The sequence below is a fragment of the Streptomyces monomycini genome (genome assembly GCF_022271435.1).
Taxonomy (GTDB): domain Bacteria; phylum Actinomycetota; class Actinomycetes; order Streptomycetales; family Streptomycetaceae; genus Streptomyces; species Streptomyces monomycini.
Genome location: NZ_JAFIQY010000034.1, coordinates 26,706 through 42,378 on the forward strand (window position 1 = coordinate 26,706; position 15,673 = coordinate 42,378).

Annotated in this window: 10 protein-coding genes; 4 read left to right on the forward strand and 6 right to left on the reverse strand. The window is 70.8% G+C overall.

The window, feature by feature from the left end:
* Positions 1-95: 95 nt before the first annotated feature.
* Complete coding sequence (mtnC, locus tag JXZ78_RS40435; RefSeq protein ID WP_078624397.1) at positions 96-1,487, reverse strand: acireductone synthase; 1,392 nt, start codon at positions 1,485-1,487, stop codon at positions 96-98.
* Entirely contained in the window at positions 1,484-2,080 is a 597-nt protein-coding gene (locus tag JXZ78_RS29645) for a 1,2-dihydroxy-3-keto-5-methylthiopentene dioxygenase (RefSeq protein WP_030021474.1), read from the reverse strand. Before JXZ78_RS29645 ends, mtnC begins: the two co-directional genes overlap by 4 nt.
* A 236-nt stretch (positions 2,081-2,316) precedes the next feature.
* Here JXZ78_RS29645 and JXZ78_RS29650 point away from each other — a divergent pair, with 236 nt between their 5' ends.
* The gene (locus tag JXZ78_RS29650) at positions 2,317-3,813 is read left to right on the forward strand and encodes a GMC family oxidoreductase (RefSeq protein WP_033038370.1); all 1,497 of its coding nucleotides are present in this window, start codon (positions 2,317-2,319) and stop codon (positions 3,811-3,813) included.
* A 72-nt stretch (positions 3,814-3,885) separates the two neighbouring features.
* Here the strand turns inward: JXZ78_RS29650 and JXZ78_RS29655 are convergent, their stop codons facing one another.
* The 4 genes from JXZ78_RS29655 to JXZ78_RS29670 all read right to left on the reverse strand — a co-directional run bounded on the left by JXZ78_RS29655 (position 3,886) and on the right by JXZ78_RS29670 (position 8,869).
* A complete protein-coding gene (locus tag JXZ78_RS29655) occupies positions 3,886-5,496 on the reverse strand; it encodes a glycerol-3-phosphate dehydrogenase/oxidase (RefSeq protein WP_030021476.1) in 1,611 nt (536 codons plus the stop codon).
* Positions 5,497-5,498: 2 nt separating this feature from the next.
* Positions 5,499-7,040, reverse strand: a complete 1,542-nt coding sequence (gene glpK, locus JXZ78_RS29660) for a glycerol kinase GlpK (protein WP_030021477.1) — start codon at positions 7,038-7,040, stop codon at positions 5,499-5,501.
* Between the two features lie 40 nt (positions 7,041-7,080).
* Complete coding sequence (locus tag JXZ78_RS29665) at positions 7,081-7,869, reverse strand: MIP/aquaporin family protein (protein ID WP_030021478.1); 789 nt, start codon at positions 7,867-7,869, stop codon at positions 7,081-7,083.
* 226 nt (positions 7,870-8,095) lie between these two features.
* A complete protein-coding gene (locus tag JXZ78_RS29670) occupies positions 8,096-8,869 on the reverse strand; it encodes an IclR family transcriptional regulator (protein ID WP_030021479.1) in 774 nt (257 codons plus the stop codon).
* Between the two features lie 309 nt (positions 8,870-9,178).
* Between JXZ78_RS29670 and metH the strand changes: the two genes are divergently transcribed.
* The 3 genes from metH (at position 9,179) to JXZ78_RS29685 (ending at position 15,534) form a co-directional block, all read left to right on the forward strand.
* On the forward strand, positions 9,179-12,688 hold the full coding sequence (metH, locus tag JXZ78_RS29675; protein ID WP_030021480.1) for a methionine synthase: 3,510 nt from the start codon (positions 9,179-9,181) through the stop codon (positions 12,686-12,688).
* Between the two features lie 159 nt (positions 12,689-12,847).
* A complete protein-coding gene (locus tag JXZ78_RS29680) occupies positions 12,848-13,549 on the forward strand; it encodes an HAD family hydrolase (RefSeq protein WP_030021481.1) in 702 nt (233 codons plus the stop codon).
* 374 nt (positions 13,550-13,923) lie between these two features.
* Positions 13,924-15,534, forward strand: a complete 1,611-nt coding sequence (locus tag JXZ78_RS29685) for an ABC transporter substrate-binding protein (protein ID WP_030021482.1) — start codon at positions 13,924-13,926, stop codon at positions 15,532-15,534.
* Positions 15,535-15,673 lie beyond the last annotated feature (139 nt).

Genomic DNA, 15,673 nt, shown 5'->3' on the forward strand with positions numbered 1-15,673 from the left:
GGGACAATGCGGACGGGACGGCGGTCGCCCCCCAACCTACGGGCCCGCCCCGGCACACCCGCAACGTGGTCCCGCGCGGCCGTCCCGGCAGGCGCTCATCCCCGCCCCGACGCCACCTCCAACTCCAGCAGCCACTGCACGACTTCGGCGTGGTGCCGGGCCTGGAGCAGGTCGGCTCCCCACACGTACAGGCCGTGCCCTGCGACGACCACAGCAGGCATCCGCGGTTCCCTTGCCGCCTCCAGACGCTCTCCGAGTACGTCCATGTCCTGGCTGTTGGCGATGACCGGCAGCCGCACCGCCGTCCCTTCGGCGGGCAGGCCGAGCCCTTTGAGCATCTCCAGGTCCCGGAAGACGATGCCGCCGGGCCGCCGCCGTCCCATCGCCACGGCGGCGACCGTGTGGACGTGCACCACCGCGCCCGCCCCGGTCAGCCGCACCACCCGCGCGTGCAGCCCGGCCTCGGCGGACGGCTTCCCGGACCCGGCCACCACGCCCGCCGTCCCCGCGGCGGCGGCGCCCCGGCCGTCGACCAGCACCACGTCGTCAGCGGTCAGCTCGCCCTTGTCCCGGCCGCTCGCGGTCACCGCGAGCCGCAGCGGATCGCGCGCCAGCACGACCGACAGGTTGCCGGACGTCCCGCGCATCCAGCCGAGCCCGGCGAACCGCGCGGCCTCGGCGGCCAGCCGGGCCCCGGCCCGCCGCACCTCGTCGACGCCGACGACCGGACCGTCCGGCGCCGCGGCCACGGTCCCGGCCGACGCGCGGGCCCCGTCTCCCGTACGGATCTCCAGCTCCGCGAAGGACGCCACCTCGGGATGATCACCCACCCCGCTCTCGTAGTACGGCTCACCCGGCCGCCGCACCCCGGCCGTGCGCCAGCCCGCCGACCGCGCCGCGTCCAGCTCACCGGGCCGGTCGGACAGGAACAGCATGCGCCCCGGCGCGGCCCCCAGGTCGGCGGTGATCGCCTCGTACGACGCGGCCACCAGCTTGGGCCCGGCGTTCTCCGTGTCGTAGAACTCCCCGGCCAGCGGCCGCAGATCGCCCTTCGGACTGTGCCCGAACCACGCCCGCTGCGCTGCCACCGACCCCGACGAGTACACGTGCAGCCGTACCCCCGCCGCGTGCCACTCCCGCAGCCGGGGCAGCACGTCCGGGTAGAAGTGCGAGACCAGCTCCCCGCTCGCGAAGCCCTCGGCCCACACGATGCCCTGGAGGGTCTTCAAGGGCGTGGCCTTGCGGTCCTCGTCCAGCCACGCGCCGAGCGCCCGCTCGATCCGCGCCGCGTCGGCGGCCGGTTCGTCCAGCATCGCCCGTATCTGCCCGACGGCCCGCCGCACCTCGGGTTCCGCGGCCCGCTCGGTCAGCAGCCGCCCGAACCGCTTGCGTGCGTACGGGTACAGCTCGCCGACGACGAAACCCGTCGCACTGGTGGTGCCCTCGATGTCGAGCACCACATGGTCCACGTCGAACGTGTGCGTCACACCGCACCCCGTTCCGCCCGGCCGGCCGTGAGCGTGTCGAAGTCCGGGAACCGCAGCGCGATGTCGTCGCCCGTGAACGTGCCGATCCAGCCGTCCTCCTCGTGGAAGAAGCGCAGGGCCGTGAACGACGGGCGGGTGCCCATGTCGAACCAGTGGGTGGTGCCCCGCGGCACACCCAGCAGATCGCCCGCCTCGCACAGCACGGCGTGCACCTCGCCGCCCGCGTGCAGATAGAACACCCCTGACCCGGCGACGAAGAACCGCACCTCGTCGTCGTCCTCGTGGGTGTGCTCGGCGAGGAACTTCTCCCGCGCCGCCTTCGCCCGGTCCGGCCACGCCGGATCGTCGCAGGGGTGCAGGGACGCCACGTCCACCGTCGCGAACCCCTCCTCGGCGGTCAGCGTGCCGATCTCCGCCCGGTACGCCGCGAGGACGGCCGCGGGCTCCGCGTCCGGCGCCACGTCCGTACGCACCGGCCACTGCTCGTACCGCACTCCGATCGGTGCCAGCGCCGCGGCGATCTCCGCGGGCTCGGCCGTGCGCCGCAGCACGGTCTCCGGGCCGCTCTCCGGCCAGGTGGTCAGCAAGGTCATGAGGATCTCCAAGGTCGGTGACGGGCTGGAGAAACACGGGACACGGGCCGCAGGAGTGGCCGGGCCCCTGCCTGGCGATGCTAGTGCGGGCGTCCGGAGCCGGACCCTCGGATACGGGCCCGTCCGCGCCCTCTTCGCGACGGCCCGCCCGGTACGTGTGCGATCTTTGCCCGGCGGGTACCTCAGGGAGCCGGAAGCGCGAAGACGAAACCGGCAGGAGGCGAAGAGCGCAGGTCATGGACGCATGGGACGTGATCGTCGTCGGCGCGGGCTCGGCCGGAGGCGTACTGGCCGACCGGCTCACCGAGGACCCCGGACGCTCCGTACTGCTGCTGGAGGCCGGGCCCGACCACGGCAGCTCGCCCGACGGCCTGCCCGACGACGTGGCCACCAGCCCCGCCGCCACGCACAGCCACGACTGGGGGTACGTGAGCGAGCCCGGCGCTCTCGGCCGCACCGTCGCGCTGCCCCGCGGCAAGCTCGTCGGCGGCTCCTCGGCGATCAACTCCGCGATCGCCCTGCGCGGGCATCCGCAGGACTACGACGCCTGGGCCGCCCAGGGCAACGACGGCTGGTCGTTCGCGGACTTCCTGCCCAGCCTGCGCCGCGTCGAACGCGACCTGGACGCCGGGCCGCCCTGGCACGGCACGGACGGCCCGGTCCCCGTACGGCGGTACGGCAAGGACGAGACGAACCGGTGGCAGCGCGCCTTCCACCACGCCTGCACCGCCCTCGGCCACCCGCCCGTCGCCGACCACAACGCCCCCGGCGCCCGCGGTGTCGGCCCGGTCCCGGTCAACCGGATCGGCGGCGTCCGGCAGAGCACCGCCCTCACCTACCTCGCCCGGGCCCGCGGCCGGGACAACCTCACCGTGCGCGGCGACATCCTGGTCGACCGGGTCGTCCTGCGCGACGGCCGGGCGGCGGGCGTCCAGCTGGCCGACCCGGCCCGTACGGTGCTGCCCGCCCGGCAGGTCGTGCTCGCCGCCGGCGCCTACGGCAGCCCGCCGGTCCTGCTGCGCTCCGGCATCGGCCCGGCGGACCACCTGCGCGGCCTCGGCATCCCCGTGACGGCCGACCTGCCCGGCGTGGGGGAGAACCTGCGCGACCACCCTGCCGTCACCCTCAGGTACGCCACCGACGCCCCGCCGCCCGGCCCGCGCGACCCGGTGCTGCAAACCTTCCTGACCTGCGACCTCAGCGGCGGCGACGGCCCGCCCGACCTCCAGGTCTTCCCCTCGGGCCCCGAAACGGACGAGAACGGGGCGACGGTGCTCACCTTCTGGGTGGCGCTGCTGCGGCCCTCCTCCTGCGGCCGACTGTGGCTGCGCTCCGCCGACCCCCGCGATGCCCCGCGCATCGACGCCGGCTTCCTGCGCGACCCGGGGGACACCCGCCGCTTGCTGACGGGCATGCGGCTGGCCCGCTCCCTCGCCCGTACCGCACCCCTGTCCGGCCTGCTCCGCGAGGAGCGCGCGCCGGGCCCCGCCGTCACCACCGACGTACAGCTGGCGGAAGCGCTGCGGCAGACCGTCAGCGGCTACCAGCACGCTGCCGGGACCTGCCGGATGGGCCCGGCAACGGACCCCGGAGCGGTGGTCTCCACCACCGGCGCCGTGCACGGAGTCGAGGCCCTGCACGTCATCGACGCCTCCGTGATGCCGACGCTGCCCGCCGCCAACACCAACCTCACCGCCATGGCCGTCGCCGAGCACTGCGTGCGGGGACTCTGAGGTTCCTCCGGCACGCCGAAGGGCGGCTCCCCGCCGGGGAGCCGCCCTCAGGACGACAGGGGAGGCAGCGGGTCAGCCGCGCTGCTCCAGTATCGACTTGGTCCGGGCGCGGACGTCCTCCGTGTCCAGGCCGCGGATGGTCAGCGTGGTGCGGCGGCGCAGCACGTCGTCGACCGTCTCCGCCCACTCGTGGTCACGGGCGTAGACGACCTGGGCCCAGATCTCCGGCGCGTCCGGGTGGATGCGCTCGGCCAGCGCCGCGTCCTCGTTGGCCAGCCGCGCGATGTCGAAGGACAGCGAACCGTAGTGGGTGGCCAGGTGGCGGGCGGTCTCCGGCGCCATGCGCGGGCCGGGGACCGAGCCGTCGACCAGCAGGCGGTGGGCGACCGCGTTGGGGTTGGCGATACCCGGCAGCGGCAGCTTCTTCGGCAGGTGCGCGATCGGCTCCATGTCCTCGGCCAGCGGCTGGCCGGGCAGCGCCGCCAGCTTGTTCATGACCGTACGGCCGATGTGGCGGAAGGTGGTCCACTTGCCGCCCGCGACGGAGAGCATGCCGCCCGCGCCCTCGGTGACGACCGTCTCGCGCTTGGCCTTGGAGGTGTCGCCGGGGCCGCCCGGCAGCACCCGCAGGCCCGCGAAGGAGTACGTGATCAGGTCACGCGACAGCTGCTGGTCGCGGACGGAGAAGGCCGCCTCGTCCAGGATCTGCGCGGTGTCCTTCTCGGTGACGCGGACGTCCGCCGGGTCGCCCTCGAACTCCTCGTCGGTGGTACCGAGCAGCAGCATGTCCTCCCAGGGGAGGGCGAAGGTGATGCGGTACTTGTCGATCGGGGTGGCCAGCGCGGCCTTCCAGGGGGAGGTGCGCTTGAGGACCAGGTGCGCGCCCTTGGACAGGCGGATGGAGGGCGCCGCGTTCGGGTTCTCCATCTTGCGCAGGTGGTCGACCCAGGGGCCGGTCGCGTTGAGGACCAGGCGCGCGTTGACACCGAACTCGGAGCCGTCGGTGCCGTCCTTCAGCTCGGCACCGGTGACCCGGCCCTGGGTGAAGCGCAGGCCGGTGACCTCGGCGTGGTTGAGGACCGTGGCGCCGGCCTCGACGGCCGCGCGGACCGTCATCAGGGCCATCCGCGCGTCGTTCATCTGGTCGTCGCCGTACACCGCGACGGCCTTGAGGTTGTCCGTCCGCAGCTCCGGCACGTCGCGCTGGGCCTTGGACGGGCTGATGACGTGACCGACACCGTCACCGAAGGCGGACAGCGCGGAGTAGGCGAAGACGCCCGCGCCGAGCTTGGCCGCGCCGTGCGGACCGCCCTTGTAGACCGGCAGGTAGAAGGTCAGCGGGTTGGCGAGGTGGGGGGCCACCTCACGCGAGACCGCACGGCGCTCGAAGTGGTTCTCCGCCACCAGCTTGACCGCGCCGGTCTGCAGGTAGCGCAGACCGCCGTGCAGCAGCTTGGAGGAGGCGGAGGAGGTGGCGCCGGCGAAGTCACCGGCGTCCACCAGCGCAACCCGCAGCCCCGACTGCGCGGCGTGCCAGGCAGTGGAGATGCCCAGGATGCCGCCGCCGATCACCAGGAGGTCGTACGTCGCCTTGGAAAGCTGCTCCCGAGTCTCGGCGCGGCTCTGGGTCGAACCGTCGGCCGGGTGCGTCCCGAGGGCCGGGACGCTCTGCAGGGTGCTCATGATTACTCCTCGTCCTCGATCCAGCCCATGGTCCGCTCGACGGCCTTGAGCCAGCTCTTGTACTCGCGGTCGCGGGTCTCCGCGTCCATGCGGGGGGTCCACTCGGCGGCCCGGCGCCAGTTGGCGCGCAGCGCGTCGGTGTCCGGCCAGAAGCCGACGGCCAGTCCGGCGGCGTAGGCGGCGCCGAGGCAGGTCGTCTCGGCGACCATCGGGCGCACCACGGGGGCGTCCAGGAAGTCCGAGATGGTCTGCATCAGCAAGTTGTTGGAGGTCATCCCGCCGTCGACCTTCAGCGAGGTCAGGTCGACGCCGGAGTCCTTGGTCATGGCGTCGGTGATCTCGCGGGTCTGCCAGGCGGTGGCCTCAAGGACGGCGCGGGCGATGTGCGCCTTGGTGACGTAGCGGGTCAGGCCCGCGATCACGCCGCGCGCGTCCGAGCGCCAGTAGGGGGCGAACAGGCCGGAGAAGGCCGGGACGAAGTACGCGCCGCCGTTGTCCTCGACGGTGCTGGCCAGCGTCTCGATCTCGGCGGCCGAGTTGATCAGGCCCATCTGGTCGCGCATCCACTGCACCAGCGAACCGGTGACGGCGATCGAGCCCTCCAGGGCGTACACCGGCGGCTCGTCGCCGATGCGGTAGCCGACCGTGGTCAGCAGCCCGTTGTAGGAGTTGACGGGCTCGTCACCGGTGTTCATCAGCATGAAGGTGCCGGTGCCGTACGTGGACTTGGCCTCGCCCTTGTCGTAGCAGGTCTGGCCGAACAGCGCGGCCTGCTGGTCGCCCAGTGCCGAGGCGACCGGCACGCCGGCCAGCGCGCCCGCGGCGGCGGTGCCGTACACCTCGGCCGACGAGCGGATCTCCGGCAGCACCGCGGCCGGGATGTCGATGGAGTGCAGGATCTTCTGGTCCCACTCAAGCTTGCGCAGGTTCATCAGCAGGGTGCGCGAGGCGTTGGTGACGTCGGTGACGTGCACGCCGCCCTCGGCGCCGCCGGTCAGGTTCCAGATGACCCAGGAGTCCATGGTGCCGAAGAGGATGTCGCCGGCCTCGGCGCGCTCGCGCAGGCCCTCGACGTTGTCCAGCAGCCAGCGGATCTTCGGGGCGGCGAAGTACGAGGCCAGCGGCAGGCCGGTCTCGCGGCGGAAGCGGTCCTTGCCGACGTTGCGGCCCAGCTCGCGGCAGAGCCCGTCGGTGCGGGTGTCCTGCCAGACGATGGCGTTGTGGACCGGCTCGCCGGTGTTCTTGTCCCACATCAGCGTGGTCTCACGCTGATTGGTGATGCCGATCGCCTTGACGTCCTTGGCGGTGATGCCGGCCTTCTCGACGGCACCGGCCACGACCTGCTGGACGTTCTCCCAGATCTCCTTGGCGTCGTGCTCGACCCACCCCGGCTTGGGGAAAATCTGTTCGTGCTCCTTCTGGTCGACCGAGACGATCCGGCCGTCCTTGTCGAACACGATGCAGCGGCTGGACGTGGTGCCCTGGTCGATGGCCGCGATGAACGGCCCGTGGCCGTGCGAGGCGGTGCTGTGGTTGTCGCTCATGGTGTGTGTGCTCCAAAAATCTTCGGTCGGGCGGCGCGGCTCAGGCGAACGCGAGGTTGTAGATACCACCGGCGATCGCGCCGCCGATCAGCGGACCGGCGACCGGGATCCACGCGTAGCCCCAGTCCGACCCGCCCTTGTTCGGCAGCGGAAGCAGCGAGTGGACGATACGCGGACCGAGGTCGCGAACCGGGTTGATCGCGTAGCCGGTCGGGCCGCCGAGTGACAGACCGATGCCGACGACCACGAACGCGGTCAGCAGCGCTCCGATGACGCCGACGCCCTTGCCGTCGTCACTGAGGCCCTGCGTGAGGATCGCCAGCACGAGCACGATGGTGGCGATGACCTCCGTGGTCACGTTCTGCACCGCGTTGCGGATCTCGGGTCCGGTGGAGAAGACCCCGAGAACCGGGCCGGCCTTGGGGGCCGCCGCCTTGTCGACCATGCCTTCCTGGCCGCTCTGCTCGCCCACGATCTCCGGGTCGGTCAGATGGGCCTTGAAGTGGCCGTAGTACGCGAGCCACACGAGCACCGCGCCGATCATGGCGCCGAGCAGCTGCCCGGCGAAGTAGACCGGTACGTCGCCCCACGGCGTGCCGCCCTTGACGGCCAGTCCCACGGTGACCGCCGGGTTGAGGTGCGCGCCGGACTTCGTCGCGATGTACGCGCCGGTGAGTACGGCGAAACCCCACCCGAAGGCGATGGCCACCCATCCCGCCTCGAATGCCTTCGAGCGCTTCAGCGTGACGGCGGCGCAGACGCCACCGCCCAGCAGGATCAGAACAGCGGTACCGATGGTCTCGCTGATGAAGATGTCGGAGCTGGACACCCGCGACTCCTTTGTCCTTCGTCCAGGGGAAGGCGGACCCCGGGTCTCTCCGAGGTCCGCGCCCTCCGAGAGGGCGTTGGTCGGCCTCCGGCACTGTCCACCATAACCAATATTGTCGTTTGGTGTTCGACAATGCCGACCGACGAACGGCAGTTTTCTTCACACGTAGCAACCCGTCAAGGGTTCTGTGACTGAAAACTTAGGTGAACATATGGGACTGGAAGGGTCAGAATCGCCCTGCGCCGAGGTCCCGGGACACCGCACGGGCGCAGTCCCGCACGGCGGCGACGATTTCCGGCCGCAGCTCACCCGGCTCACCGTCCCGGCAGACCCGCTCCACCGCACCGGTCACGCCGACCGCGCCGACCGGCATCCGGCGCCGGTCGTGGATGGGCGCGGCCACCGACGCCACGCCCTCCCAGGTCTCCTCCACGTCGGCCGCCCAGCCGCGCGCCCGGGTGAGATCCAGCACACCCTCCAGGTCCTCCAGCGCGGTCACCGTGCGCGGCGTGAACGCCTGCCGCTCGGCCTCCGCCGCCTCGCTGTGCGCCACCGGGTCGTACGCCGTCAGCACCTTGCCCAGCGCCGTGCTGTGCAGCGGGTGCATCGCGCCGACCTCCAGCACCTGGCGGCTGTCGTCGGGCCGGAAGACGTGGTGCACGATCAGCACGCCCTGCTGGTGCAGCACCCCCAGGTAGACGCTCTCGCCGCTGGAGCGCGCCAGGTCGTCCGTCCACACGAGCGCGCGGGCGCGCAGCTCGTGCACGTCCAGGTAGCTGTTGCCGAGGCGCAGCAGCTCGGCGCCCAGCTGGTAGCGGCCGGACGCCGGGTCCTGCTCGACGAAGCCCTCCTGCTGGAGGGTGCGCAGGATGCCGTGCGCGGTGCCCTTGGCCAGGCCCAGCGCGGACGAGATGTCGGAGAGGCCCAGCCGCCGCTCACCGCCGGCCAGCAGCCGCAGCATCGCGGCGGCACGTTCCAGTGACTGGATGTTCCGTGCCATCGGGCAACCTCCGGTGAAGCGGTGAAGCGGGTGACATGGTGCGGTGTACGGCGCGCGACCGGCCCGGGAGAGCGGTTCGGCAATGCTGAACGATATCGGTGAATGCCGACCCTGTGGCAGTCGACCGACACCTGTCAATGATCTTGACCAAGTCCGGAACCGGCCCGGAACCGGGCATGACACGGCCGGTGAACCGTCCACGCCGTAAGACACCCGGGCCACCGGCAGCCACGCCCGCTACCCTGACCGGGTGCGCCTTCTACCGGAAGACGCAAAGCCGACAGCCGTCGCAACCAGGGGAGCACCTCCATGGCCTCGTACACGCCATCGTCCACCCGCACATCCCGCACCACGGCACTCCGCGAGGCCCTCGCCTCCCGCGTGGTGGTGGCCGACGGGGCGATGGGCACGATGCTCCAGGCACAGGACCCCTCGATGGAGGACTTCCAGCAGCTGGAGGGCTGCAACGAGATCCTGAACATCACCCGTCCGGACATCGTCCGTTCGGTCCACGAGGAGTACTTCGCGGTCGGCGTCGACTGCGTCGAGACCAACACCTTCGGCGCCAACTACGCCGCCCTCGCCGAGTACGACATCCCCGAACGGGTCTTCGAACTGTCCGAGTCGGGCGCCCGCATCGCCCGCGAGGTCGCCGACGAGTACACCGCCTCCACCGGACAGCAGCGCTGGGTGCTCGGCTCCATGGGCCCCGGCACCAAGCTGCCCACCCTCGGCCACGTCGACTACGCCACCCTGCGCGACGCCTACCAGCAGAACGCCGAAGGCATGATCGCCGGCGGCGCCGACGCGCTGCTCGTCGAGACCACCCAGGACCTGCTCCAGACCAAGGCCGCCGTCCTCGGCGCCCGCCGCGCCCTGGAAGCCACCGGCACCGACCTGCCGGTGATCTGCTCGGTGACCGTCGAGACCACCGGCACCATGCTGCTCGGCTCGGAGATCGGCGCCGCGCTGACCGCGCTGGAGCCGCTCGGCATCGACATGATCGGCCTGAACTGCGCCACCGGCCCTGCCGAGATGAGCGAGCACCTGCGCTACCTCGCCCGCAACGCCCGCGTCCCGCTGTCCTGCATGCCCAACGCCGGTCTGCCCGTCCTCGGCAAGGACGGCGCCCACTACCCGCTGTCCCCGGGCGAGCTGGCCGACGCCCAGGAGACCTTCGTCGCCGAGTACGGGCTCTCGCTCGTCGGCGGCTGCTGCGGTACGACGCCGGAGCACCTGCGCCAGGTCGTCGAGCGGGTACGGGGCCTGGCCCCCACCGAGCGCAGCCCGCGCCCCGAGCCCGGCGCCGCCTCCCTCTACCAGACCGTCCCGTTCCGCCAGGACACCTCGTACCTGGCCATCGGCGAGCGCACCAACGCCAACGGCTCCAAGAAGTTCCGCGAGGCGATGCTGGAAGGCCGCTGGGACGACTGCGTGGAGATGGCCCGCGACCAGATCCGCGAGGGCGCCCACCTGCTCGACCTGTGCGTGGACTACGTCGGCCGGGACGGCGTCGCCGACATGCGGGAACTGGCCGGCCGCTTCGCCACCGCCTCCACCCTGCCCCTGGTGCTGGACTCCACCGAGGTCCCGGTGATCCAGGCGGGGCTGGAGAAGCTCGGCGGCCGCGCGGTCATCAACTCCGTCAACTACGAGGACGGCGACGGCCCCGAGTCGCGGTTCGCCAGGGTCGCCGCGCTGGCCCGGGAGCACGGCGCCGCCCTGATGGCGCTGACCATCGACGAGGAGGGCCAGGCCCGTACCGTCGAGAACAAGGTCGCCATCGCCGAGCGCATCATCGAGGACCTGACGACCAACTGGGGCATCCGCGAGTCGGACATCCTCATCGACTGCCTGACGTTCACCATCTGCACCGGTCAGGAGGAGTCCCGCAAGGACGGCGTCCACACCATCGAGGCCATCCGCGAGCTGAAGCGGCGTCGCCCCGACGTGCAGACCACGCTCGGCCTGTCCAACATCTCCTTTGGCCTCAACCCGGCCGCCCGCATCGTGCTCAACTCCGTCTTCCTCGACGAGTGCGTCAAGGCCGGACTGGACTCGGCGATCGTGCATGCCTCCAAGATCCTGCCGATCGCCCGCCTGGAGGAGGAGCAGGTCAAGGTCGCCCTCGACCTGATCTACGACCGTCGGGAAGAGGGCTACGACCCGCTCCAGCGGCTCCTGGAGCTGTTCGAGGGCGCCACCGCCAAGTCGCTGAAGGCCGGCAAGGCCGAGGAACTGCTCGCGCTGCCCCTGGAGGAGCGGCTGCGGCGCCGCATCATCGACGGCGAGAAGAACGGCCTGGACGCCGACCTGGAGGCGGCGCTCGCCGAACGCCCGGCCCTGGACATCGTCAACGACACCCTGCTCGAAGGCATGAAGGTGGTCGGTGAGCTGTTCGGCTCCGGCCAGATGCAGCTGCCGTTCGTGCTCCAGTCCGCCGAGGTCATGAAGACCGCGGTGGCCTACCTGGAGCCGCACATGGAGAAGACCGACGCCGACGGCAAGGGCACCATCGTCCTGGCGACCGTCCGCGGCGACGTGCACGACATCGGCAAGAACCTCGTCGACATCATCCTGTCCAACAACGGCTACAACGTCGTCAACCTCGGCATCAAGCAACCGGTTTCGGCCATCCTGGAAGCCGCCGAGGAGCACCGCGCCGACGTCATCGGCATGTCCGGCCTGCTGGTCAAGTCCACGGTGATCATGAAGGAGAACCTGGAGGAGCTCAACCAGCGCAAGATGGCGGCCGACTTCCCCGTCATCCTCGGCGGCGCCGCCCTGACCCGCGCCTACGTCGAACAGGACCTGCACGAGATCTACGAGGGCGAGGTCCGCTACGCCCGTGACGCCTTCGAGGGCCTGCGCCTGATGGACGCCCTGATCGCCGTCAAGCGCGGCGTGCCCGGCGCCACCCTGCCCGAGCTCAAGCAGCGCCGCGTCCCCAAGCGCGACATCGAGATCAAGGAGCCGGAGCAGGAGGAGGGCACCGTCCGCTCCGACGTGTCCACCGACAACCCTGTCCCCGCCCCGCCCTTCTGGGGCACCCGCGTCGTCAAGGGCATCCAGCTCGCCGACTACGCGTCCTGGCTGGACGAGGGCGCCCTGTTCAAGGGCCAGTGGGGCCTCAAGCAGGCCCGTACGGGGGACGGACCCTCGTACGAGGAACTGGTCGAGTCCGAGGGACGGCCCCGGCTGCGCGGCTGGCTGGACAAGCTCCAGACCGAGAACCTCCTGGAGGCCGCCGTCGTCCACGGGTACTTCCCCTGCTACTCCAAGGGCGACGACCTGATCCTGCTCAACGAGGACGGCACCGAGCGCACCCGCTTCACCTTCCCGCGCCAGCGCCGCGGCCGCCGGCTGTGCCTGGCCGACTTCTTCCGCCCGGAGGAGTCCGGCGAGCGGGACGTGGTCGGCCTCCAGGTCGTCACCGTCGGCTCGAAGATCGGCGAGGCCACCGCCGAACTGTTCGCCTCCGACTCCTACCGCGACTACCTGGAACTGCACGGCCTGTCCGTGCAGCTCGCCGAAGCCCTCGCCGAGTACTGGCACGCCCGCGTCCGCGCCGAGCTGGGCTTCGCCGGTGAGGACCCCGCGGACGTCGAGGACATGTTCGCGCTGAAGTACCGCGGCGCCCGCTTCTCGCTCGGCTACGGGGCCTGCCCCGACCTGGAGGACCGCGCCAAGATCGCCGACCTGCTGCGGCCGGAGCGGATCGGCGTACAACTCTCCGAGGAGTTCCAGCTGCACCCGGAGCAGTCCACCGACGCGATCGTCATCCACCACCCGGAGGCGAAGTACTTCAACGCGCGGTAGCACCGGGACCGGCGAGGCCACGGAAGTTCCCGCGGGCCACGCGCGTCCCCCCGCACCGTCGTACACTGGTCGGTCCGGTAGCGGCCGGTCGCTCTCCCGCGTGGGAGAGCGACCGGCCCTTTCGTCCCTCCGGGGACGCGCGAGTACGGAGGTGCACGGATGACCAGCAGCATCCCCGCGGTAGGTACCCGTACGGCCGACGGCGCCACCCTCCAGGCCGTCTTCCTCGACCTGGACGGCACCCTCGTCGACACCGAGGGCTTCTGGTGGGAGGCGGAGACCCAGGTCTTCGCCGAGCTGGGCCACGTACTGGACGACCACCACCGCCAGGTCGTCGTCGGCGGGCCGATGCAGCGCAGCGCCGCGTACCTGATCGAGGTGACCGGCGCCGACATCGGCCTGGCCGACCTGAGCGTGCTGCTCAATGCCCGGTTCTCCGAGCGCATCGCCCGCGGCGTGCCGCTGATGCCCGGCGCCCGCCGGCTGCTCGCGGAACTGTCCGCGCACGGCGTGCCCACCGCCCTGGTCTCCGCCTCGCACCGCACCGTCATCGACCGGATGCTGCACTCCCTGGGCCCCGAGCACTTCCGCCTGACGCTGGCCGGCGACGACCTGCCCCGTACGAAACCCCACCCGGACCCCTACCTGACCGCGGCCGCCCGGCTCGGCGTGGACCCCCGGCGCTGCGCCGTGGTGGAGGACACCGTCACCGGTGTGACGGCGGGCGAGGCGGCCGGCTGCCAGGTCGTCGCGGTGCCGTCGGTGACCCCGATCGGCCCTGGCGCGGGCCGCACCGTGGTCGGATCGCTGGAAGAAGTCGATCTCCCATTTCTCCGGTCGCTCATCACGGACGGCCGGTGAGGTGTGCACTGAGCGTGTTCCGCTGAAAACGGAAGAAACTGTAAGGAGCGGTCCGCTCATTTTCCGTGACGAATGCGGCGGCTGAATTCAGCCGGACGTTCACCTCAATGGCGGAGTGACGTTTCTCACGCGCAGACCCGTCGACAGTGCGGCACGTGGTCGTTCCAAGGGGGCTTTCGCCTGGTTTCCCTGGGGGTAAGTGTCCGGATTGATGGAGGCACGTACGGTTCGTTCCACCGTCCGGATATCGATCATCGGGCATCCGTTATCCGGGCGTGATATCCGTTCAACTCTGTTGTGTCCCGGAGGCCCTGGCCGTTCCTACTAATGTCAACGCGAGCAACACCTCTGCGCTGATAAGGAACCTGCCGACGATGAATCGCAAGACCTTGGTGCTGCCGGCTCTGGCCGGTCTGCTCGTCCCCACACTCGCCGCCTGCGGCAGTTCGGACGGCTCCGGCGAAGGCGGCAAGCCGATCAAGGTCGGCACCACCGCCCAACTGGAGGCCACCAAGGACGCGCCCGCCCCGCTCGACCCCGCCCAGGCGTACGACGTCGACGCGTGGAACGTGCTGCGCGGAACCCTGCAGACGCTCATGCGCCTGCCCCGGAGCGGCACCGCGCCGGTTCCCGAGGCCGCCGAGTCCTGCGGATTCCGGGACACCCAGAACGAGCAGTTCCGCTGCAAACTCCGCGACGGACTGAAGTTCTCCAACGGGCACGCCCTGACGTCCAAGGACGTGAAGTTCTCCATCGACCGGATGCTGGCCATCAAGTACGACCGCGGCCCCATCTCCCTGGTGGACAACGTCGACAAGGTCGAGACACCCAGCGAGACCGAGGTGGTCTTCCACCTCAAGAAGCCGGACGCCACCTTCCCGCAGAAGCTCGCCACCCCGGCGGCGGCCATCGTCGACAGCGAGGTGTATCCGGCCAAGGGCCTCTACAAGGGCTTCGAGGTGTCCGGCTCCGGTCCGTACACCGTCAAGGTCGAGCACAGCGGAGAGCGCATCAGCAAGGCCGTCTTCACCAAGAACCCCGACTATCAGGGCGGGATCGAGGCGAAGAACTCCCACGTCGAGATGGAGTTCTTCGAGGACTCCAACAGCATGGAGAAGGCCCTGCGCAAGGGCGACATCGACCTGATGAACCGCAGCCTGGCCCCCGACCAGATCAAGGGCCTGGAGAACGCCCGCGACGAACACGTCGCCCTGACGGCCGTACCCGGCTCCGAGATCCGCTACCTGGCCTTCAACACCGACGACCCGTCAGTCTCCGACAAGGCCGTCCGCCAGGCCATGGCCCAGCTGGTCAACCGCTCCGCGCTGGTCCGCGACGTGTACTCCTACGCCGGCGACCCGCTGTACTCCCTGGTGCCCAAGGGCCTCACCGGCCACATCAACTCGTTCTTCACCAAGTACGGCAACCCGAGCGTCCCCGCCGCCCGCAAGATCCTCCAGCAGGCGCACATCAACACCCCGGTGAAGCTCACCCTCACCTACACCGCGAACCACTACGGCTCCAGCACCGCCAAGGAGTTCAAGGAACTCCAGTCCCAGCTCAACAAGAGCGGCCTGTTCGACGTCGAGATCAAGGGCGTCGACAACTGGACGCAGTTCCGCAAGGAGCAGTCCGAAGGCAAGTACGCCGTCTACGGCATGGGCTGGTTCGCCGACCTCCCCGACGCGGACAACTACATCGCGCCGTTCATCGGCAAGGGGAACTTCCTCAACTCCCCGTACCGCAACAACAAGATCGAGTCCCAGCTGATCCCCACCACCCGGCAGCAGACCGACCGCAACTCCGCCGCCGAGGGCTTCAAGCAGGCCCAGGACATCATCGCGGACGACGTACCGGTCCTCCCGCCGTGGCAGGGCAAGCAGTACGTCGCCTCCCGCGACGACATCACCGGCGCCGAGTGGGCCCTGAACTCCTCCTCGGCCCTCCAGATCTGGGAACTGGGCCGCGGCGTGAGCAGCAACTGACGACGACTTCCGGCCGGCGCCACCGCGCGCCGGCCGGCTGCCGCATCCCCGAGACGGCGCGCACCACCACAACCGATGACGGCACCCTGCCGGCACACCGACACCGGCACCCGCCGGCGCGGACACACCGCTGAACCGC